Source organism: Dactylosporangium sp. NPDC006015, assembly GCF_040614215.1.
Classification (GTDB): domain Bacteria; phylum Actinomycetota; class Actinomycetes; order Mycobacteriales; family Micromonosporaceae; genus Dactylosporangium; species Dactylosporangium maewongense.
The window spans coordinates 1-19,343 of record NZ_JBEXUD010000064.1; the positions used below are offsets into that span (position 1 = coordinate 1).

General features: G+C 72.6%; 20 protein-coding genes. 13 read left to right on the plus strand and 7 right to left on the minus strand.

The genetic code is table 11. The features are described from left to right. Both ABZ321_RS52880 and ABZ321_RS52885 read left to right on the plus strand, forming a co-directional pair. Positions 1-1,354, plus strand: a 1,354-nt coding sequence (locus ABZ321_RS52880) for an aldehyde dehydrogenase family protein (RefSeq protein ID WP_354903994.1), incomplete at its 5' end; no start/stop codon positions are given. Then, positions 1,351-1,821, plus strand: a complete 471-nt coding sequence (locus ABZ321_RS52885; protein ID WP_344500411.1) for a hypothetical protein — start codon at positions 1,351-1,353, stop codon at positions 1,819-1,821. The genes ABZ321_RS52880 and ABZ321_RS52885, both read left to right, overlap by 4 nt. A gap of 99 nt (positions 1,822-1,920) precedes the next feature. On the opposite strand, the gene ABZ321_RS52890 is transcribed toward ABZ321_RS52885, so the two are convergent. Beyond that, entirely contained in the window at positions 1,921-2,664 is a 744-nt protein-coding gene (locus ABZ321_RS52890; protein WP_354903995.1) for an arylmalonate decarboxylase, read from the minus strand. A gap of 81 nt (positions 2,665-2,745) precedes the next feature. On the opposite strand from ABZ321_RS52890, the gene ABZ321_RS52895 reads away from it, so the two are divergent. The 8 genes from ABZ321_RS52895 to ABZ321_RS52930 all read left to right on the plus strand — a co-directional run bounded on the left by ABZ321_RS52895 (position 2,746) and on the right by ABZ321_RS52930 (position 10,916). Next, on the plus strand, positions 2,746-3,336 hold the full coding sequence (locus ABZ321_RS52895; RefSeq protein ID WP_344500415.1) for a MarR family transcriptional regulator: 591 nt from the start codon (positions 2,746-2,748) through the stop codon (positions 3,334-3,336). A gap of 101 nt (positions 3,337-3,437) precedes the next feature. After that, a complete protein-coding gene (locus tag ABZ321_RS52900; RefSeq protein ID WP_354903997.1) occupies positions 3,438-5,525 on the plus strand; it encodes an MmgE/PrpD family protein in 2,088 nt (695 codons plus the stop codon). Further along, positions 5,522-6,169, plus strand: a complete 648-nt coding sequence (locus tag ABZ321_RS52905; RefSeq protein ID WP_344500419.1) for an isochorismatase family cysteine hydrolase — start codon at positions 5,522-5,524, stop codon at positions 6,167-6,169. The genes ABZ321_RS52900 and ABZ321_RS52905 overlap by 4 nt, the downstream gene beginning before the upstream one ends. Beyond that, the gene (locus ABZ321_RS52910) at positions 6,169-6,948 is read left to right on the plus strand and encodes an SDR family NAD(P)-dependent oxidoreductase (protein ID WP_354903998.1); all 780 of its coding nucleotides are present in this window, start codon (positions 6,169-6,171) and stop codon (positions 6,946-6,948) included. The genes ABZ321_RS52905 and ABZ321_RS52910 overlap by 1 nt, the downstream gene beginning before the upstream one ends. Before the next feature lie 13 nt (positions 6,949-6,961). Then, on the plus strand, positions 6,962-7,867 hold the full coding sequence (locus ABZ321_RS52915; protein WP_354903999.1) for a hypothetical protein: 906 nt from the start codon (positions 6,962-6,964) through the stop codon (positions 7,865-7,867). After that, complete coding sequence (locus ABZ321_RS52920; RefSeq protein ID WP_354904001.1) at positions 7,864-8,694, plus strand: CoA ester lyase; 831 nt, start codon at positions 7,864-7,866, stop codon at positions 8,692-8,694. The genes ABZ321_RS52915 and ABZ321_RS52920 overlap by 4 nt, the downstream gene beginning before the upstream one ends. Then, the gene (locus tag ABZ321_RS52925; protein ID WP_354904003.1) at positions 8,687-9,511 is read left to right on the plus strand and encodes a hypothetical protein; all 825 of its coding nucleotides are present in this window, start codon (positions 8,687-8,689) and stop codon (positions 9,509-9,511) included. The genes ABZ321_RS52920 and ABZ321_RS52925 overlap by 8 nt, the downstream gene beginning before the upstream one ends. A 151-nt stretch (positions 9,512-9,662) precedes the next feature. Continuing rightward, positions 9,663-10,916, plus strand: coding sequence for a sugar efflux transporter (locus ABZ321_RS52930; protein ID WP_354904004.1), 1,254 nt, complete (start codon positions 9,663-9,665; stop codon positions 10,914-10,916). On the opposite strand, the gene ABZ321_RS52935 is transcribed toward ABZ321_RS52930, so the two are convergent. Both ABZ321_RS52935 and ABZ321_RS52940 read right to left on the minus strand, forming a co-directional pair. Then, positions 10,894-11,187, minus strand: coding sequence for a transcriptional regulator (locus ABZ321_RS52935; protein WP_344500431.1), 294 nt, complete (start codon positions 11,185-11,187; stop codon positions 10,894-10,896). The genes ABZ321_RS52930 and ABZ321_RS52935 overlap by 23 nt on opposite strands. Beyond that, positions 11,184-11,648: a hypothetical protein gene (locus tag ABZ321_RS52940; protein ID WP_344500433.1), complete on the minus strand. Its 465-nt coding sequence runs from the start codon at positions 11,646-11,648 to the stop codon at positions 11,184-11,186. The genes ABZ321_RS52935 and ABZ321_RS52940 overlap by 4 nt, the downstream gene beginning before the upstream one ends. A gap of 137 nt (positions 11,649-11,785) precedes the next feature. On the opposite strand from ABZ321_RS52940, the gene ABZ321_RS52945 reads away from it, so the two are divergent. Then, entirely contained in the window at positions 11,786-12,592 is an 807-nt protein-coding gene (locus ABZ321_RS52945) for an SAM-dependent methyltransferase (protein WP_354904006.1), read from the plus strand. 243 nt (positions 12,593-12,835) lie between these two features. Then, positions 12,836-14,620, plus strand: coding sequence for an EAL domain-containing protein (locus ABZ321_RS52950; RefSeq protein ID WP_354904008.1), 1,785 nt, complete (start codon positions 12,836-12,838; stop codon positions 14,618-14,620). A gap of 118 nt (positions 14,621-14,738) precedes the next feature. Here the strand turns inward: ABZ321_RS52950 and ABZ321_RS52955 are convergent, their stop codons facing one another. The 4 genes from ABZ321_RS52955 to ABZ321_RS52970 all read right to left on the minus strand — a co-directional run bounded on the left by ABZ321_RS52955 (position 14,739) and on the right by ABZ321_RS52970 (position 18,153). Next, positions 14,739-14,987 carry a hypothetical protein gene (locus ABZ321_RS52955; RefSeq protein WP_354904009.1) on the minus strand — a complete coding sequence of 83 codons (249 nt, stop codon included), beginning with the start codon at positions 14,985-14,987 and terminating at the stop codon, positions 14,739-14,741. A 10-nt stretch (positions 14,988-14,997) separates the two neighbouring features. Next, positions 14,998-15,744, minus strand: coding sequence for an ABC transporter permease subunit (locus ABZ321_RS52960; protein WP_344500441.1), 747 nt, complete (start codon positions 15,742-15,744; stop codon positions 14,998-15,000). Between the two features lie 124 nt (positions 15,745-15,868). Next, complete coding sequence (locus ABZ321_RS52965; protein WP_344500443.1) at positions 15,869-16,897, minus strand: tripartite tricarboxylate transporter substrate binding protein; 1,029 nt, start codon at positions 16,895-16,897, stop codon at positions 15,869-15,871. A gap of 293 nt (positions 16,898-17,190) precedes the next feature. Then, positions 17,191-18,153, minus strand: a complete 963-nt coding sequence (locus tag ABZ321_RS52970) for a LysR family transcriptional regulator (protein WP_354904010.1) — start codon at positions 18,151-18,153, stop codon at positions 17,191-17,193. 125 nt (positions 18,154-18,278) lie between these two features. Between ABZ321_RS52970 and ABZ321_RS52975 the strand changes: the two genes are divergently transcribed. Beyond that, positions 18,279-19,280: an ABC transporter permease gene (locus ABZ321_RS52975; protein ID WP_344500447.1), complete on the plus strand. Its 1,002-nt coding sequence runs from the start codon at positions 18,279-18,281 to the stop codon at positions 19,278-19,280. Positions 19,281-19,343: the final 63 nt, after the last annotated feature.

Below are 19,343 nucleotides of genomic sequence, written 5' to 3' on the forward strand. Positions count from 1 at the left end.
CTCGCTGCGCCAGCTCGCCACCGTGGTGAACCGGATGAACCGGTCGGTCCGGCGCAGCAGCGACTCGAGCTGGCTGAGGTACCGGGTGCCGTACCTCGGCGTGCCGGGCCGCCGCCGGCTGCTGGAGGCGCTCGGCGCCGCCGTCCGCGAGCACCGGCACGAGCTGGCGATGCTCGACGCGCTGGACGGCGGCAACCCGTTCCCGGCGATGCTGTCCGACGTCGAGCGCTGCCTGCACCAGTTCGTCACCTGGCCCGCCGTGGCCGGGATGACCGGCGGCGCCACGATCCCGATCGACCCGCGGGACCTGCACTTCACCGAATACGAGCCGTTCGGCGTGGTGGCCCGCATCGTCGCCTACAACCACCCGGCGTACTTCGCGATCAAGGCGATGCTGCCGCCGCTGGTGATGGGCAACTCCGTGGTGCTCAAGCCGGCCGAGCAGACCCCGCTGTCGGCGTTGCGGCTGGCCGAGATCGCCCAGGAGGTGCTGCCGCCGGGCGTGTTCACCGTCGTCACCGGCGGTGCCGAGGCCGGAGCCGCGCTGGTCGGCCACCCGTTGATCCGGCGGATCGGCTTCACCGGCAGCGTCGCCACGGGGCTGGCGATCCAGCGGGCCGCGGCGGCGAGCGCGGTCAAGCACGTGTCGCTGGAGCTCGGCGGCAAGAACGCGATGATCGTGTTCCCGGACGCGCCGGTGGAGGCCGTCGCCGACGCGGTCGTGGCCGGCATGAACCTCGACAGCTGCGCCGGGCAGTCGTGCGGCTCCACGTCGCGGGTCTTCGTCCATGAGGACGTCCACGACGCCGTGGTCGCCGCCGTGGAGCAGCGCATCGCCCGGTTCGTGCCGGGTGTGGCCTATGTCGACGGTACCGCCATGGGGCCGCTCGTCTCCGCCGCCCACCGCGACCGGGTGGCCGGTTACGTCGCTGCCGGTCGCGGTGAGGGCGCCCGGATCGTCGCCACGGGTGCGGATCCCGGCCTGTCCGGCGGGTTCTTCCAGCCGCCGGTGCTGTTCGACCGGGTCGAGCCGCACATGCGCATCGCCCGTGAGGAGATCTTCGGCCCGGTCGTCTCCGTCCTGCGCTGGTCCTCGGTGGACACCGTGCTGGCCCAGGCCAACGCGGTCGACTACGGGCTCACCGGCGCGGTGTGGACCAACGACCTGCGGCAGGCGATGCGGGTGGTCCGCGGCCTGCACACCGGCTACGTCTGGGTCAACGACGTGAGCCGGCACTACTGGGGGCAGCCGTTCGGCGGTGTCAAGGACAGCGGCCTGGGCCGCGAGGAGACCCTGGACGAGCTGCGCACGTACGCCGAGGTGAAGGCGGTCAACATGAGGACACGCTGGTGATCACACTGCTGCGCGGCCCGGTCGGGACGCTGCCACTGGTCGAACGCTGGATCTCCGTCGACGACCCGGCCGACGGCCTGGCCCTGGTCCCGCACGACCCCGTCGACGGCGGCCCGCTGTGCGAGGTGCGCGCCGACTCCGGTCCGGCGTCCGCCCCCGGTGCCTTCCTGCTGATGGTGAGTTTCGCGGTACCGCCGTCGGGGCTGGCCCAGTTCGACGACTGGTACGACACGGAGCACACCCCGCTGCTGCTGGCCGCTCCGTCGTGGCTGCGCGTCCGCCGCCTGCTCGCACCGGACGTCCCGGCGGGGGAGCGCAACTGTTTCGTGCTGCACGAGCTGGCCGACCTGCAGGTGCTCGACGGTCCTGAGCGCGCCGCCGCCGGCCGCGCCCCCAAGCGGGCGGAGGTGGCGGCGCTGCCCTGGTACGCCAGCTCCCGCCGCTGGACGTTCACCGCGCTGCGCTAACCAGACGCCAGAGAGCAGCGGCGGCACCGGGTGCGTCCCAGTGCCGCCGCCGCCGTTCGGGGTGGCCGCCGTTCGGGGTGGCCGGCGTTTGGGTGGCCGTCAGAAGTCGCGGAGGAGGAAGCCGGCGTCGGCGCGACGGTCGGTGATGCCCGACTCGCGCAGCGCGTGCCAGACCGTGGCGGCGTTCATGGCGACCGTGGGCAGGCCCAGCCAGTGCTCGGCCTCGGCGGCCAGCTTCACCGCGCTCAGGTTGGTGCCGACCACGACCAGCGCGTCGGGGCGGTGCGCCGCCAGGGCGCGCAGTCCGGCGATGACCTGACCGGGGGTGGTCTCGGCGATGTCGGTGGCGGAGGTGCGCCGCAGACCCTCGACATGGACCACGTCGAAGCCGCATTCCCGCATGTACTGGCTGGTCAGCCGGTCCGACTCGGGCTGGTACGGGGTCAGCACGGCGATGCGGGTCGCGCCGATGCGCCGCAGCGCGGCGATGACCGCGGCCGGGCCGGTGGTGACGGGCAGGCCGGCCTTCTGGGCGACGGCGTCGACGAACTCGGCGCCGCCCCGCACGCCGCGCCGCATCACCTCGGCCGACATGGCGATGACGATGCGGTCGGGGGTCAGGGTCAGCACGTCGCGCAGGGCCACGTCGAACGACGCGTCCATCTGGTCGAGCAGGGCCTTGGCGTCGGCGTCGGAAGCCATCGACGGTTTACTGATGTATGCGCGCCCGGCGTGGAAGGTCACGCCGGACGGGCAGAGCATGGCAAGGTCATGCTCGACCATGATGTTCGTCGACGGAATGATGACGCCCCATTTATTGCGGATGGCTGCCGGAGGTACCATGGCCATCAGCATAATGATCCTGGGTACTTATTCCTAGTGTGATACTTGAGGCTCAACCGGGCACGGTGAAGGGGAACGCACGTGAACGAGACCGAGATCGCGCTGGCTGCCTGGGTGCAGAACGGCCAGGACAAGGTCACCGATCAGAAGACGTACGTGCAGGCCGTCGCCACCGCCCGCTACGTGATCCGCAAGGTGATCCGCATCGTCGACGACGCCGCCCGCGACCACGGGTTCGACCCGCTGGCGCACCAGGCGCTGATCCAGATCTTCGGCGTGATGGACGAGCCGCTGACGGTCAGCCAGCTGGCGGAGCGCCTCGACGTGGTCCCGGCGTTCGCCTCGCGCCTGGTCCGCGACCTGGAGCGGCGCGGGCTGGTCGAGCGGCAGCGCACCGACCAGGACAAGCGGATGACCCGCGTGGTCGCCACCGCCGAGGTCGGCCCGGTGCTTGCCGAGATCAACGAGCAGGTCCAGGCGCACGCGGCGCTGTTCCACCGCCAGCTCACCGACGACCAGCGCCAGGCGGCACTGGTGGTGCTCGCGTTCTTCGTGGGGATCAAGGCCGGATCGCCGGTGGGGGAGAGCCTGCGGGCCAGCCTGCAGCTCGCGTCGGCCGACGAGGCCGCGGCGAAGCCCGGCCGCACCGCCAAGGCGGCGACGCCGGCCTGACGCGCCCGCCCGGGTGGCGCTGTGACCGACCCGTCCTGGACGTGCCGTCCCTAAGTAGTTAACCTCGCTTAAGCACTGTAGTTGAGTGTTAGGGGTGGGGCGTGCTCGCATCATCGTTCGCCGACCGCGTGTTGCGCACCTGCGCCGCGCCGGTCGACGCGTCCGCACTGGCCGCCGCGAAGGCGGCCCTCGCAGCGGCCGGCGCACCGCCCGCGCCGGCGCTGCACCGCATCGCCGCACAGACGCCGTACGGCCCGGACGCCACCGACCCGCTCACCACCGCCCTCCTGGCCGGGGCCCTGCCCGAGCACCGGCACCGCCAGGACGGGCCCGCGGGGCCGGCATGGGCGTGGCGCGTGTGCGCGGCTGCGGCCACCGCCGTCCCCGGACCCGCCGCCGACCGTGACCCGGCCCTGGCCGTCCTCATCGGCGCCGAACTGGCCGTGCGGCTCGCCACCGCGCTCGGACCCCGTCACGCGGCCGTCTGGGACCCGGCGGGCAGCGTCGGCGTGCTCGGGGCGGCCGTGACCGCCTGCCTCGCCGGCGGCGCCACGCAGGACCGGCTGACCACGGCCCTGTGCATCGCGGCCAGCCTCACCGGCGGCCACCGGGTGCACGACGGGACGCCGCTGGGCGACCTGACGCCGGGGTTCGCCGCCGCCGCGGGCGTGCTCGCCGCCGCACTGGCCGGCCACGGCGTCACGGCGTCACCGACCGCCCTCGAAGGGCCACGCGGTCTGCTGTTCGCCTACGGCGACCGCACCGCCGCGGCCACCCTCCTGGAGGGCTTCGGCACCGTCTGGACCGTCCTGGAACCCCAGGAGCAGGCGACGCCGGTGCCCGCCCGACCGGTGCCCGCCGGACCGGATCTCGCGGCGCGGCTGGCCGCCTTCTCCAGCGGTCTCGATCTCGACGCCGTGCCCGAGAGCGCCCGCCACGCCGGACGCCGGGCCCTGGCCAACGTCGTCGGCCTCGCCGTCGACGCCGCCGCCCACCCCGCCGTGCTGGGAGTCGCCGAGACCCTCCGCGACCTCGGGCTGCGCGGCGACGTGCCCGTAGCCGGGCGCGGCGGGACCGTGTCCGGATACGCGGCGGCGCTGCTCATGGGGTACGCCATGCACGTCGAGGACTTCGACGACACGCACCTGCGCACCGTGCTGCACCCCGGCGCCCCGGTCGTCGGCGCCGCCCTCGCCGCCGCGGCCCTCGTCGGCGCCGACGGCCGCGACGTGCTCGCCGGCGTGGTGGCCGGGATCGAGGTCGGCAGCCGGGTCGGCATCGCGCTCGGGCCCGGGCACTTCGACCGCGGCTGGCACGTGACCGGGACCGCCGGGCACGTCGGCGCTGCCGCTGCCGCCGCCCGGGTGCTGCGGCTGGACGCCGAGCAGACCCGGCACGCCCTGGCGATCGCCGGCTCGCTCGCCGCCGGCGTCACCGAGCAGCTCGGCTCGATGACGAAGGCGTTGCATGTCGGCCGGTCAGCCGCGGACGGGCTGCAGGCGGCGCTGCTGGCCCGCGCCGGGCTGACCGGCGCCGCCGACCCGTTCGGCGCGCCCACCGGTCTCGCCGCCGCGCTCGCACCCGCCTACGACCCGGACGCCGCGCTGGAGCGCCTCGGCGACGGCTGGGAGGTCGAGGAGAACGCCTTCAAGCCGTACAGCTGCGGCATCGTCTCCCATTCGGTGATCGACGCGGCGATCGCGGCGCGGGACGCCGGGCTGCCGGCCGCGGACATCGAACGGGTCGTGGCGACGGTCCGGCCGGTCGTGCTGGAGGTGATGGGCGTGCGCGAGCCCGTGGACGGGCTGCAGAGCAAGTTCTCGGTGTACCACTGCTTCGCCGTCGGGATGCTCGACGGTGGGGCCGGACCGGCGCAGTACACCGACGCGCGGGCGACGGACCCGCAGGTGGTCGGGCTGCGGCGCAAGGTCGAGGCGGTCACCGACCCGGCGATGCCGAAGGACGCGTGCCGGGTCCAGGTGTGGCTGCCGGGCGGCGTCACCCACACGTTCACCGTCCAGCACGCCACCGGCAGCGTCGCCGCACCGATGACCGACGCCCAGCTGGAGGCCAAGTTCCGGCTGCTGACGGTGCCGGTGCTCGGCGACGACGGCGCCGCGCGCCGCTGGCGGGCCGCGATGAACGTCGACGCCCCCGGCGGCGACCTGCGCGAGCTGGTCCGGGCATGACACCGCAGATCCTCGGCACCCTCGCGCAGAAAGTGCAGCCGGCGCACACCGCCCTCGTCCTCGTCGACATGTGCAACGACTTCCTCGACCCGCGCGGCAAGACCGCCACCCGCGGCGGCCGGTCCCTCGAGCACGGCCGGCGGGTGATCCCGGCGATGCGCCGGCTGCTGACCGCGGCGCGGGCGGCCGGGCTGCTCGTGGTGCACGCGCAGCACACCACGCTGCCCGAGCACGCCAGCGACTCCGGACCGTGGCTCGACGCGCGGTCCCGGGCCACGTTCTCCGTCACCGACCTGTGCGTGCAGGGCAGCTGGGGGCAGCGCATCATCGACGAGCTCACCCCCGAGGGCGACGACGTGGTCGTGCAGAAGTACCGCTACAGCGCCTTCGCCGGCACGAACCTGGACCTGCTGCTGCGCTCCGCCGGGACGCGCACCGTGATCTGCGCCGGCGTCTCCACCAACGTGTGCGTCGAGGCGACCGCCCGCGAGGCGTTCAGCGCCGACTACTACGTCGTGCTGCCCGAGGACGCCTGCGGCTCCTGGTCGGTGCCGCTGCACGAGGCCACGCTGGAAACGGCCCGGCACCGCTACGCCACCGTCTGCACCACCGATGACCTCACCGCGCTCTGGAGGGACGCCTGATGGACCTGCAGCTCGCCGGCCGGCTCGTCGCCGTCACCGGCGCGGGGGCCGGCATCGGCCGGGCCGCCGCCCTGCAACTGGCCGCCGAGGGCGCCCGGCTCCTCCTGGCCTCCCGCGACCCCGGCCGCCTCGAGGCGCTGGCCGCGCAGGCCCGCGAGGCCGGCGCGCCAGAGGTCACCGTCGTCGCCGCCGACCTGACCACGACCGACGGCGTGGCCGCGCTGTCGGCCGCCGCGGCCCGGCACGCGCCGCTGTGGGGGCTGCTCGCCTGCGTCGGATCGACCCCGATCGGCACGTTCGACGAGATCGACGACACCGCCTGGCAGACGGCGTTCACCACCAAGTTCCTGGGGTCGGTACGGGTGATGCGTGCGGCGGCGGCACTGATGCGCGGCGGCGACGGCGGGCGCATCGTGCTCGTCGCCGGCAACGCGGCCCGCGACGCGCCGCCCGGCATGGTCACCTCGACCGCCATCAACGCCGCCCTCGACGGCCTCGTCGCCAGCGCCGGCCGCTTCTTCGCGCCGCACGGCATCGGCGTCGCCGGGCTGCACCCCGGCCCGACCCGCACCGGCCGGTACACGGCGCTGCTGGCCCACCGCGCGGCGACCGCCGGCGTCGACGAGGCCACCGCGGCGGCGACCCTCGACGCGCAGATCCCCGCCGGCCACCCGGCCGAGCCCGCCGACGTCGCCGCGGCCGCCGCCTACCTGCTGTCGCCGCGGGCGGCGCACCTCGTGGCCACCAGCATCACCGTCGACGGCGGCCAGACCCGATAGGAGCACAGTCGCGATGACGTGGATACCGCACCAGCTGCCGGCCCAGCTGCCCCGGCTCACCGGCCCGGACGACGCCGACCTGGTGCTCATGCCGATCCTCAACGTGGAGTCGTGGCCCTTCGACCGGCCGATGCCACGCAAGCTGCTCACCGCCCCGCACGGCCGCGACAACGTGCCCGACGTGCCGAACTACAGCTGGGTGGACTACGGCCTGCGCGCCGGCATCGAGCGGCTCGTGGACGGCTTCGCCGGCCGCGGCCTGCCGGTCGGGCTGAGCGTCAACGCGGCCATCCACACCGACTACCCGGCGGTGTTCGAGCTGCTGCTGGACACCGGCTGGGAGTTCGTCGCCCACGGCGTGCGCCAGGAGGCGGTGACCGGCGCCCCCGACGAACGCGCCGCGATCCGGGAGTCGCTGGAGCTGCTCACCGCGAGCACCGGCCGGCGCCCGCGCGGCTGGATGGGCCCCGGCCTGGCCGAGACCGTCCACACCCCGCAGGTGCTGGCCGAGCTCGGCGTGGACTACGTGCTCGACTGGGCGGTCGCGGACCATCCACTGTGGATGAGCACCACGCCGCCGCTGCTGGCCCTGCCGTACAACCTGGAGCTCAACGACAGCGTGGTCGTCGCGGTCGAGCACCAGCCGATGCCGGAGTACGTGCGACGGGTCCGGGACACCGTCGCGGTCCTCAAGGCCGAGGCCCGGGCCGAGGGCGGCGCCCGGGTCCTGGCGCTGCCGATGCACCCGCACCTGCTGGGCGTGCCGCACCGCGTCGGCGGGTTCTTCGAGGTCGTCGAGGAGCTCGCCGCCGACCCGGCGGTGACCTTCGCCGACCCGGGCACCGTGGCCGACTGGTTCACCGCCCAGGTGCCGGCGGCGTCGCCGTCGCAGCCCGGACGCCGGCCGGTGACCGCATGACCGGTGCCGCCATCGCCGACCGGATCGCCCGAGCCGCGGGCGTGCTGTTCGTGCCCGGCGGCCGCCCTGAGCGCTTCGACCGCGCGGCCGGCACCGGCGCTCCCGTCGTCATCGACCTCGAGGACGCGGTCGCACCCCAGGACAAGGCCACGGCCCGGTCGGCGGCGCTCGCCTGGCTGGCCGCCGGCAACCCGGCCGCGGTGCGGATCAATGCCATCGGCACCGAGTGGCACGCGGACGACGTCGCCGCACTGTCCACCATGGACGCCGCCGTCATGCTGCCGAAGGCCGAGGACCCGTCGGCGATCGAGGATCTCACCGGCCGGCTGGGCAGTACACCCGCCGTGATCGCGCTCGTGGAGACGGCGGCCGGGGTGCTCGACGCGGCCCGCATCGCCCGTGTCCCCGGCGTCGCCCGGCTGGCGTTCGGCCACCTCGACCTCGCCGCCCAGCTCGGCGTCGATCCCGCCGACCGGTCGGCGCTGGCCACCTGCCGGCACACGCTGGTCCTGGCGAGCGCGGCGGCGGGCCTGCCGGGCCCGATCGACGGCGTCACCACCGACCTGTCCGACGACGCGCTGCTCGCCGACGATGTCACCTACGCCCGCGGCCTCGGCTTCACCGGCAAACTGTGCATCCACCCGCGGCAGGTCCCCCTCGTCCGTGCCGCGTTCCGCCCGTCGGCGGACGAGACGGCCTGGGCGACCCGGATCGTCGCCGCGGCGGCCGCCGGAGGGGCGGTCGTGACCGTCGACGGCCGAATGGTCGACCGCCCGGTCGTGGAACGGGCCCGCCGCGTGCTGGAGCGAGGAGAAGCCGGTGACTGAGGTACTGCTGCAGGCCGGCCCGGTGCAGGCGCTGGCCGCGCTGTTCGACACCGGGCTGCCCGCGCCCGGCCCCGGCGACCCGCTGCCGCCGCTGTGGCACTGGGCCGCGCTGCCGACGTGGCCGCCGGCCGGGGAGACCGGACCCGACGGCCACCCGCGCCACGTGACGCCGCCGCACCCGCCCGGGTTCCCGCGCCGCATGTTCGCCGGCGGCACCGTGCGCCTGCTCGCCGACCTCACCGTCGGCTCGACGGTCGACCGCACCGTCGAGGTCCTCTCCACCACCCCGAAGTCCGGCCGGCAGGGCGACTTCGTCCTGTCCACGGTGCAGACCCGCCTCACCCGCGCGGACGGGGTGCTGGCCGTGGTCGAGACCCAGGACATCGTGTACCGCCCGGCCTCACCCCCGACCTCAGCGGCACCCGTACTGCCGGAGGCGTCCTCGGTCGACGCGCTGCTGTCACCGGCCGACCGACCGGGGGAGTGGGTGCTGCGCACGGACCCGGTCCGGCTCATGCGGTTCAGCGCCGCGACCGCCAACGGCCACCGCATCCACTACGACCTGGCCTACGCCATGGGTGTGGAAGGCTACCCGGGCCTCGTCGTGCACGGACCGCTGATGACCCTGGCCCTGCTGGAAACCGTCCGCCTGCGCGACGCCGCCCCGGTGACCGAGGTGACCCACCGCAACATGCGGCCCCTGTTCTGCGGCCAGGAGGCCCGCATCACCGGCACCGACGAACTGTCACTGTCCACGGTGGACGGCGTCCACGTGACCGCCCGCGTCGCCGGCGGATCCCCGGGCGTCAGCGCGTAAGTTTCGCCGCGAGGACACGCCTGGACTGCGGAGCGTGCGTCAGGGGTGACGGTGACGGTAGTGAGCCTGGTACGGTCCTCGGCGAGCCCGATACTGCATGGAGCATCATCGATGCAACTGTGGTGGGTGGTGCTGCCGTCGCGATCCAGGGATGTGGATGCAGATGGGCTTCGACGCGGGGCGTGTGGTCGGGACGAAGCTGCCGCACCTGCTGGTCTGCGTCCTGCTGCTGGGCATTGCCGACTCCATGATCGGGCCGTATCTGGTGTTGTTCGGTGCGGACCGGGCGCGCCTGTCTCCGCTGCAGGTTGGTGTGTTCCTCTCCGTCATCGCCGTCAGCGGACTGTTCGTGACGTCCTGGCTCGGTCGCCGGTTCGACCGCGGTGCCGGCCGGTGGCCGGCGTTGGTCGCCGTGCTGGCGCCGGCCGTCGGGTACCTCGCGCTGAGCACGACCACCAGCTACGCCCTGCTGCTGGTCATCGGGGCGGGCCTGCTCGGCGCCGGCCTGGCGGGCTTCTCGCAGGTGTTCGCGCTGGCGCGTACCCACCTGGACCGGGCGTCCGGTGACGCGTCGGGACGCGGAACGCTGGCGCTGCGGTCGGTGTTCTCGTTGGCCTGGGCCATCGGCCCGATCCTCGGGTCAGCGGCGCTGGCGTGGCGGGGATACAGCGGCCTGCTGCTGCTGACATCCCTGGCGTTCGCGCTGATCGCGGCGCCGCTGCTGCTGCTGGGCCCGGCGCCGGTCACACCCCGGACCGCGCCGCAGTCGCGGGCGCCGTCCCGGTTGCGGCGGCCGGTGCTGCTGGTGGCGGCCAGTTTCATGCTGTTCAACACCGCGATGTGCGCCGGCTCGGTCGCGCTGCCGCTGTACGTCACGCGCACCCTGGGCCGGACCGACCAGGACGTGGGGCTGCTGGCCAGCACGGGCGCGCTGGCGGAGATACCGGCGGCGCTGAGCCTGATCCTGCTGCCGGCCAGGGTACCCCGGCAGCGGGTGATCCTGCTGGGCATGCTGCTGTTCGTCGTGTACTTCGTGCTCGTTTCGGCCGGCTCCAGCCTGCCGCTGCTGATCGTCGCCCAGGTGGTCCGCGGCTTGGCCATCGCCGCGGTCAACGCGCTGGGTATCACGTACATGCAGGACCTGATGCCCGAGGCCACCGGCCGCGCGACCGCGCTGTTCGGCAACGCGTTCATCACCGCTTCGCTGGTCTCCGGCCTCGTCGCGGGTGCGACCGCGCAGGCTCTCGGCTACCGGGCGGCGCTGCTGCTGTGCGGGCTGATCAGCGCCGCGGGCTGCCTGCTGCTCATCAGCGCCCGGCAGCCGCCACGTGACGAACTCTTGGTCGTCCTGCACGATGTAGGGAGCGCCCCGGGGCTCGGGGTCAAGCCAGACCGGGATCGATGAGCGCCCGGAGTGCCGCGCAGTGTGCCGTGTAGGCCTTGCGGCCCGTGCGGGTCATCGAGAATGTCGTGCTCGCGCCGCGGCCGTGGCCGTCCTTGGCGGACTTGACGTACTCGGCGGCTTCCAGTGCCGACATCTGCTTGGACAGGTCGGAGTCGGTGAGTTGCAGCTGTTCCTTGAGGAACCGGAACGACACCGACGGTGCGTTGGCCAGGATCGCCATCGCCGCGAGCCGCTTGGGGACGTGGATGACCGGGTCGAGGTCGCCGATCACGCCAGCCGGTCCCGGACTCTGCCCGCGGCGACGGCGTACTTGCGCTCGTAGATGACGAGGCCGGCGGTGACGAGCACGAAGGCGACCGCCGCGGCCGCCGGCACGCCGACGAACCACCAGGCCGGCGCGACCAGCGCCACGATGACCACGAGGCCGGCGAAGTAGCCGCGCCACACCGCGGCGATCTCCACGGGCGGCTTGCCGTGGCCGGGCATCGGGAGCGCCCCGTGCCGCCGGCGCATCCAGACCAGGAACAACACCTCGGCCGAGAGCAGGATCGCGAGCGAGGCGGCGAACAGTGCGCCGTTGTCCCGCCACCAGGTGAAGCATCCGATGAACGCGGCGGTCCACGCGCCGATGACCGGGGCATACCACCACGGGGTCGGCGGGTACTGGACGTAGGGCGCCGCCGCGGCGCGCTCCGCGAGGAGCAACTGGTCGCGTGCCTCAATACTTTCCATGTTGGAAACTATAGCGAGTACTTTCCAGTTTGGAAAGTTTGATGCCGGCTCCTCGAGTCGCCGCGGCCCGGATGCACCACTGAAGGTGACCTGTGTGTCACGCTGATGGATGGACGTGGCTGCAGAGGGGGTTGGCGGTGTTGCCGGAGTGGGTGCCTGATGGTGTCGACATCACCACGCCGAACGCGGCGCGGGTCTACGACTATGCGCTCGGCGGGTTCCACAACTTCGAGGTCGACCGGCGGTTCGCCGAGGACGCCGAGCGCGCCTGGCCGGGCGTCATCCAGCTGGCGCACGACAACCGCGCGTTTCTGGGCCGGGCGGTGCGGTGGCTGGCCGGCAACGGGATCCGGCAGTTCCTGGACATCGGCTCGGGCATCCCGACGCTGGGCAACGTTCACGAGGTGGCGCAGTACGCGGCCGCGGACGCGAGGATCGTGTATGTCGACATCGACCCGGTCGCTGTCGCGCACAGCCAGCGGATCCTGGCCGGCAACCGGTACGCCACCGCGGTCCAGGGCGATGTACGGCGGCCGCAGGACATCCTCGGGCACCCCACGGTGACCGACCTGCTCGACTTCTCCAGGCCCATCGGCGTGCTGATGGTCGCGGTGCTGCACTTCATCGGCGGCCCGGACGACCCCGCGCGGATCCTGCGGGAGTTCGCCGACGCCACCGTGGCGGGCAGCTACGTCGCCGTCTCGCATTCAGTACCGGCGGAAGACGCCGCCGGGCAGGAGAACGTGCGACGGCTCTACCAGCGCACGCCGACGTCACTGCACGTGCGTACCCCCGCCGAAGTGGTCGGCCTGCTCGCCGGGTGGCAGGTGCTGGACCCCGGCCTGGTCCCGATCAGCGACTGGCACCCGGACCCGGAGGACGCGGACGATCCCGCACAGCGGTCGGCGTTCGGCGGTGTGGCCCGCAAGCTCAGCACCGGTTAGGTCCAGAGGTCGTTCACCCGTTCGGGTGGACGGGGTGGTACGCGACCCCGGCCGCGGTTCACACTGTGCATCCAGAGAACTCCCGTCCGCCACGAATGGCAAGGGCAGGTGCATGCGGCAGCCGAGGGCGGTACCCGCGAAGACCAGGCCCTGCACGAGGCGTTGCCCATCGTCGGCGACGCGCGATGCCGGCGACCCGCGACCGGGGTTACGCCCGCGGTCGGGCGGGAGAAGTCGCGAGCTGTGACCGGCATTCAACCACGCCCTCAAGCCGACCCGCTGCGGGAGCCCGCCGGCGAGGTCACGCAGTTCGCGGCCGTCTGGGAGCGGAGCCTGCCCAGGACGAACTTCGTGCCCGGTGGGCGGGCCCGCCGCCTCCACGTGCTCCAGACCCTGACCCGTCGGATGCTCACCGCGGTGACCGGCCCCGCGGCCGACCCGCAGGCCGGCTTCCGGGTCGGTCGCGACCTCGTCGACAGCGGCATGTCCGACCCGCAGATCATGGCGGCGAGCGTGCGCGTCCTGCGGCTGCGGCTCCTGACCGACCTCCGGATCGCCGGACAGGACGCCGCGGACCGGCTCACCGTGCTGACCGACCAGTTGGCGCTCGGATTCGCCACCACGCTGCAGGACGTGATCCGCCGTGCGGCGGAGGACGTCGGCCGCGACGAACGCGTGGCGTGGCGCACCCACCAGCAGCACCTGCAGCAGCAGGTCCGGCACGCGTTGCTGCACGACCCGCTGACCGGTCTGCCGAACCGGGCGGCGTTCACCGCCTACCTCGAGGTCGTCATCGCCGGGAAACCGACCGCGCGGATCGGTGTGTGCCTGCTCAACATCCAGCGGTTCGGCGCCATCAACGACACGTTCGGCACCACCACGGCGGACCAGCTGCTGCAGCTCACCGGGCACCGGCTGCACGGCCTGGCCACCGGGCGCGACTACTACCTCGCCCACCTCGGCGCCGACACCTTCGCCCTGGCGGTCGAGGACACCACCGGCCCGGACGACGCCATCAAGGCCGCGGACGCCGCACTGCCGCTGCTGCGGCACCCGTGCCGGATCGACGGGCACGACCTGTCCGTCACCGCCATGGCCGGCATCGTGGAGCGCCCCGCCGCCCAGAGCAGCCCCGGCGACCTGCTCCGCGCCGCGGCGATGGCGTTGACCTGGGCGAGGCACGACAACCCGGCGGCGTCATGGACGCTGTTCGCGCCGGCCCGGGAAGCGCTCGACGTCCGGCGCCACCAGCTCACCCACGCACTGCCCGGCGCCGTGGGACGGGGCGAGCTCACCCTCACCTACCAGCCGATCATCCGGCTGCGCGACAACACCATCGTCGGCATGCACGCCACACCACGCTGGACCCATCCCGAGTTCGGGCCGGTGCCCGCGAGCGAGTTCCTCGACCTCGCCGAACGCGTCGGAGTCCTGATCCCGCTCGCCGCCCGGCTGCTGCGCGACGCCTGCGCCCGCGCCGCGACCTGGCAGAGCACCCCGGAGCCGCCGATGCTCAGCGTCGACTGCACCATCACCCAGCTCCGTGACCCCACCATCCTCACCACCGTCACCGCGGCACTGGACGCCAGCGGCCTGCCATCCGGCCGGCTCCAGCTCGCCATCGCCCAGGAGGCGCTGCACGACCTCAGCGACGACATCGCCTTCACGCTCGACGGACTGGCCCGTACCGGCATCCACGTCGCCGTCAACAACACCGGCGGCCCCGCCCACCTCGCCGAGTCCCCGGTCAGCACCGTCATCCTCGACCCGCGTCTCCTCGACGGCATCGACGCCTACCTGCCGACGTACCTGTCGAGCACGACGACGCTCGCCTGGCTCATCGCGATGTTCCACGACCTCGACCGCACCGTCACCGCCATCGACGTCGACCACCGCGACCAGCTCGAGGCCCTCAACGACGTCGGTTGCGACACCGCCCGCGGCGGCTACCTCGCACACCCCATGACGGGTACAGCGGCCGACCAGCTCTTCAACCCCAGCAACCGGCCACCGCCCACACCAAGGTGACGCCACGACACCCACCGACCCCGCCCGCCGCACCTCCGGATCCGCTGAGCGGTGCGGCGTGACACCCCTTGCCGGCGCGTAGCGGTCGCGGTGCCCCTTCATGACCGCCCGCCCCGGTTCATGTGGGTCGGCGGCAGTGGTAGACCAGCGCCGGTGGAAGGTTCGTCCACACCGTTCGGCTGGTGACGACCTCGTCGAACAGCGACTCGAGCGAGCGCAGCAGGTTGCGGGCCGCTCGGGTGTGGCGTGCGTGGACGTAGGCGAACGTGGTGAACGCGCCCTGCGGCGACAACGCCTCGACCACAGCGGACAGCAGGCCGCGCTGCCGGGCTTCGGTGAATGCCGCCCACGGCAGACCGCTGACCACGACGTCGCGCTCAGTTTGCCCCGCGGAGCCACCGTTCGATGCTGCTCAGGAGAACCTTGCCGGCGACCGCGATCACGGTGATCACGATCATCCCGGCGAGGACGCCGGTCGCGTCGAACGTCGCCTCCCCGTAGCGAACCAGCAGTCCCAGCCCCTGCCGGCCGCCGATGAACTCCGCCATGACCGCCCCGATCCAGGCGAGTTCGGCGGCCGAGCGCAGCCCGGCAACGATGCGCGTGGCGACGAGCGGCACGATCACCGTCGTGATCCGGGCGACGGCGCCCACCCCGAACAGCTCGGCTTCCTGGAGCATTCGCGCGTCGACGTCGCGGATGCCACTGAACGTGGCGAAGAACGTCGCGAAGAAGACCATGGCGATGACGGTCGCGACCTTCGAGGACGTGCCGAGCTCGAACCAGATGAACAGCAGGGTGACCAGGACGATGCTGGGAACGACGTTGGCGGCCCTGATCAACGGGCCGAAGAAGTCCGAGAGCGTGCGACTGGCGCCGACCAGGACGCCGCACGAGACCCCGGCGATCGCACCCACGCCGAAGCCGACGGCGGACTCCGACAGGGACGTCAAGATCTGCTTCCAGACGGAGCCGATCGGCGTGCCGACGGTGAACCACTCCACCAGGCGCTGCCAGACCGCAGCAGGTGTGCTGTAGAGGTAGGAGTCGAGCCAGTACATCCCGGCCAGCTGCCAGGCGGCGATCGCCATGGTCAAGGCGGCGAGTTGTGCCGATCGATTCACGACGCGACGACGTCGCGCCTGCCGGACAAGGTTTGCCCTGGCCGCCGCCACGCTTCCGGGTGCGACGGTCTGTCCTCGGCGCGCCGTCCGCATGCTGATGTTCATGAAGGCACTCCCTCAGCGCTCATCCGAGTCCCAGTTCTCGTAGCACCTTCGCGACACGGTCGTTCTCGCTCGCCACGAACGCGGCGAACTCGTCGCCGGCGATGAAGGCATCGGTCCAGCCCTTCGTGGCCAGCGCGACCTTCCACTCCGGCGAGTTGCGCATGTTCGTCACGAGGTCGACCAGCCGTTGCCGCTGCGCGGCGGTCAGACCGGACGTGGCAACGAGTCCTCGCCAGTTCGCGAAGACCAGGTCCACGCCCAGCTCCTTGAGCGTCGGTGCATCAAGGCCGCCGGTCCGCCGCGCCCCGGTCACCGCGAGGATCTTCACCTCACCGACCCTGGCCTGCTCGGCAACCTCACCGATGCCGGTGGCCGCGAAGGCGACCTTGTTGCCGAGCACCGCGGCCAGGAGTTCAGCGCCGCCGCCGAAGCTGACGAACTTGACGCTCTTCGGCGCCACGCCGACCGCCTGCGCCAGCAGCATGGGCATCAAGTGGTCCGGCCCGCCCGACGCCGACGCGCCACCGACGGGAACCCCTGCGGGATCCGCCTTCCAGGCCGTCACGAGATCCTGCAGGGTGTCGTACGGCGAATCCTTCGGCACCACCACCGCTTCCATCTCTTCGATGAGTCGCGCAACAGGCAGGGTGTCCATCAGGGTCACCTGTGACCTGTTGGTGTGGATGGCGCCGACGACGCCGAGCCCCATCTGCATGAGCAGGTTCTCGTCGCTCCCGTCGTCGACGACGCGCCGCAGCCCTGTCGTGCCGCCGGCGCCGGCGACGTTGAAGACCGTGACGTCCCGTGCCAGACCGGCGTCCTGCATGACTTTCGCCGCCGTGCGTGCCGTGGTGTCGTAGCCGCTGCCCGGGCTGTTCGGCACCAGAATCCTCAACCCGTCGACCGGCCGGCGGACAGCGCCGGAGGTGCCGTCGCCGACGCTTGCGTCACACGCCGATGTGATCACAGGGACAAGTGCCAGGACCGTGGCTGCCGCGACCCGGAGCCATCTCCGTTCGCCCAACTGAATTCCTTCCAGGTACAGCAATGGCGCAACGTGCGGTCGGGGTGGAGGCGGATTGCCGGGCACGGGTCGCGCGCGGGGCGTTCCGACGCGCATCGGAGTCTCACTGTGGTCGCGGGTGTGAGGTCATCACCGGCGGCATAATGTTTGGCTATGGGTTGACGTACCGCACCTGCGCACGATCAGACCCCCGACGTGGGGCGCCGGGTCGCCGAAGCCGTCACCGAGGTCGCCCAGTCGGTCGAATTGACCAGGACGGGCGTGGGCGAGGCGAGCCGAGCAGCGCAAGCCTCGCCGAGGGCTCAGACGGGTGCGTCCTACTGCTGCAGGATCGGGTGTGTCTGGGGGTTGGCCTTCCACCAGCGCTCGAAGGCCGGGTTGTTCGGCACGTGATCGAGGAACGCGTGGGTGACCGCGCGGTAGAGCTGTTCGCATTCGGTGTGGCTGAACGCGTCGCGGCGCCAGATGACGAGGAGACGGGCGATCTGCGGTTCGCCGCGCAGGGGTAGGACGGCGGTGCCGGGCGGCTGGGGCCAGGTGGGGTCGACCAGCCGGACGCCGTTGCCGGAGCGGACCAAGGGCTGGCCGGCGCCGCTGGGAGCGTCGTAGCGGATGTCGGGCTCGAACCCGGCCGCGCGGCACGCCCGCCGCAGCGACGTGAGCGAGCCGTCGTCCGGACCCGGCGGCCCGACCCACCGCTCGTCACGCAGATCGGCCAGATCGACGCTGTCCTGCCCGGCGAGACGGTGGGTCGCGGACAACGCGATGAAGATCGGATACCGGGGGATCAGGGTCCGGTTGGCCAACATCCCACCGAGCGGAATGTCGAACCCCTCCATGATCCCGATCAGGGCGGCGTCGAGCTGCCCATGCGTGACAGCGTCCACGAGCAGCCGCGACGACGGCTCGATCCGCAACGCGACCTCGGTGTCCGGAAACGCCTCCTTGACCCGGTCGACCAGGCTCGCGGCACACGCCAGGTGCACCGTGCCGAACCGGACGAACCCCGGCGCCCGGTGCGGCTCACGGAAGTCGTCGACAAACGCGTCGACCTCGTTCAGCACCACCCGGGCCCGACTCAGGACCCGCCGGCCGAGCTCGGTCGGCTCCACGCCCGCACGGCTCCGCACGAACAGCACCCCACCGAGCAACTCCTCGATCCGGTGCAACTGCGCGGTCAACGCCGGTTGGGACAGATTCAGCTGCGCCGCCGCGGCGGTCACACTACCCGCCTCGGCGATGACGCAGATCGCGCGCAGGTGCCGCACGTCAATGCCCATAGCGAAACATTATGCCGCCGACGATGACCCCGCACCGACAACCACTGTGAGACTCCGACACGCACCGCACCGGACACCCCGGCACACAAACCCGCCTCCACCCCCGACTGTAAAGGGCGCCGCGAATGGACCCGATCGTCGTGGCCGCCGAAGGACCGCACCCCGGTCCACCAACCGACCGGCCCAGCACCGCCACCACCGCGGCGGCGGGCCGGTCACCCACCCGGATGGCACTCGGCCGGCTCCGTCGCGACCGGGTCGCGATGGTATGCGTCGGAATCGTCGTGCTGTTCGTGGCCGTCGCCGTCTTCGCGCCGGTGCTGGCGGCGCTGGAAGGCCAGAGTCCCACCGCGCTGCATCAGGACCTCATCGATGACTACGGCTTCCCGACCGTCGGGCCGAGCGCCGAGCACTGGTTCGGCGTCGAACCCCGTCTGGGCCGGGACCTGTTCGCCCGTTGGGTTTACGGCGCCCGGCCCTCGCTGCTGGTCGCCGGGGCGGCAACGCTCGTGGCCACGGTTGTCGGTCTGATCGCGGGCATGCTCGCCGGCTTCGTCGGCGGCTGGCTGGATCGGATCGTGTCCTGGCTCATCGATCTTGTGCTGAGCCTGCCGTACCTTCTCTTCGCCATCGCCACCCCGGCGGTGCTGCTGTCCGTGACCGGTGGCGCGGAGGCGCCGCCACAACAGGTGGCGAGGGTTCGCTTCATCTCCCTGATCGTCGTGTTGTCGTTCTTCGGCTGGGCCGGGCTTGCGCGGCTGGTGCGCGGGCAGGTGCTGTCGATGCGCGAGCTCGACTTCGTCGCCGCCGCGGCGGTCCTCGGCCTGCCGACCCGCACCGTGCTGTTGCGGGAGCTGCTGCCCAATCTCGTGGCGCCGGTCGTGGTGTCGGCGTCGCTCTCGCTGCCCGGCTACATCGTCGCGGAGGCCGGTCTGACCTTTCTCGGGGTCGGGCTCACCGAGCCCACGCCGTCGTGGGGCGTCACCGTCGCGGCGGCCCAGAACTACTACCGCGCCGATCCGCTGTACCTCTGGCTGCCCGTGCTCGGCATCACCACGCTCGTGCTCACCCTGAGCCTGCTCGGCGACGCCGTCCGGGACGCCTTCGACCCGAAGACGCACCGCTGACCGCACGCAGAGCCCGAATGCGCACCGCTGACCGCACGCAGAACCGGCAGGCGCACCGCTGAT

Bases quoted from the DNA above. Each gene is read 5' to 3' on its own strand.
- ABZ321_RS52930 (WP_354904004.1), top strand. From the start codon at position 9,663: ATGTGGATGCAGATGGGCTTCGACGCGGGGCGTGTGGTCGGGACGAAG.
- ABZ321_RS52940 (WP_344500433.1), bottom strand. From the start codon at position 11,648: ATGGAAAGTATTGAGGCACGCGACCAGTTGCTCCTCGCGGAGCGCGCC.
- ABZ321_RS52920 (WP_354904001.1), top strand. From the start codon at position 7,864: ATGACCGGTGCCGCCATCGCCGACCGGATCGCCCGAGCCGCGGGCGTG.
- ABZ321_RS52905 (WP_344500419.1), top strand. From the start codon at position 5,522: ATGACACCGCAGATCCTCGGCACCCTCGCGCAGAAAGTGCAGCCGGCG.
- ABZ321_RS52975 (WP_344500447.1), top strand. From the start codon at position 18,279: ATGGACCCGATCGTCGTGGCCGCCGAAGGACCGCACCCCGGTCCACCA.
- ABZ321_RS52890 (WP_354903995.1), bottom strand. From the start codon at position 2,664: ATGGTACCTCCGGCAGCCATCCGCAATAAATGGGGCGTCATCATTCCG.
- ABZ321_RS52910 (WP_354903998.1), top strand. From the start codon at position 6,169: ATGGACCTGCAGCTCGCCGGCCGGCTCGTCGCCGTCACCGGCGCGGGG.
- ABZ321_RS52915 (WP_354903999.1), top strand. From the start codon at position 6,962: ATGACGTGGATACCGCACCAGCTGCCGGCCCAGCTGCCCCGGCTCACC.
- ABZ321_RS52970 (WP_354904010.1), bottom strand. From the start codon at position 18,153: ATGGGCATTGACGTGCGGCACCTGCGCGCGATCTGCGTCATCGCCGAG.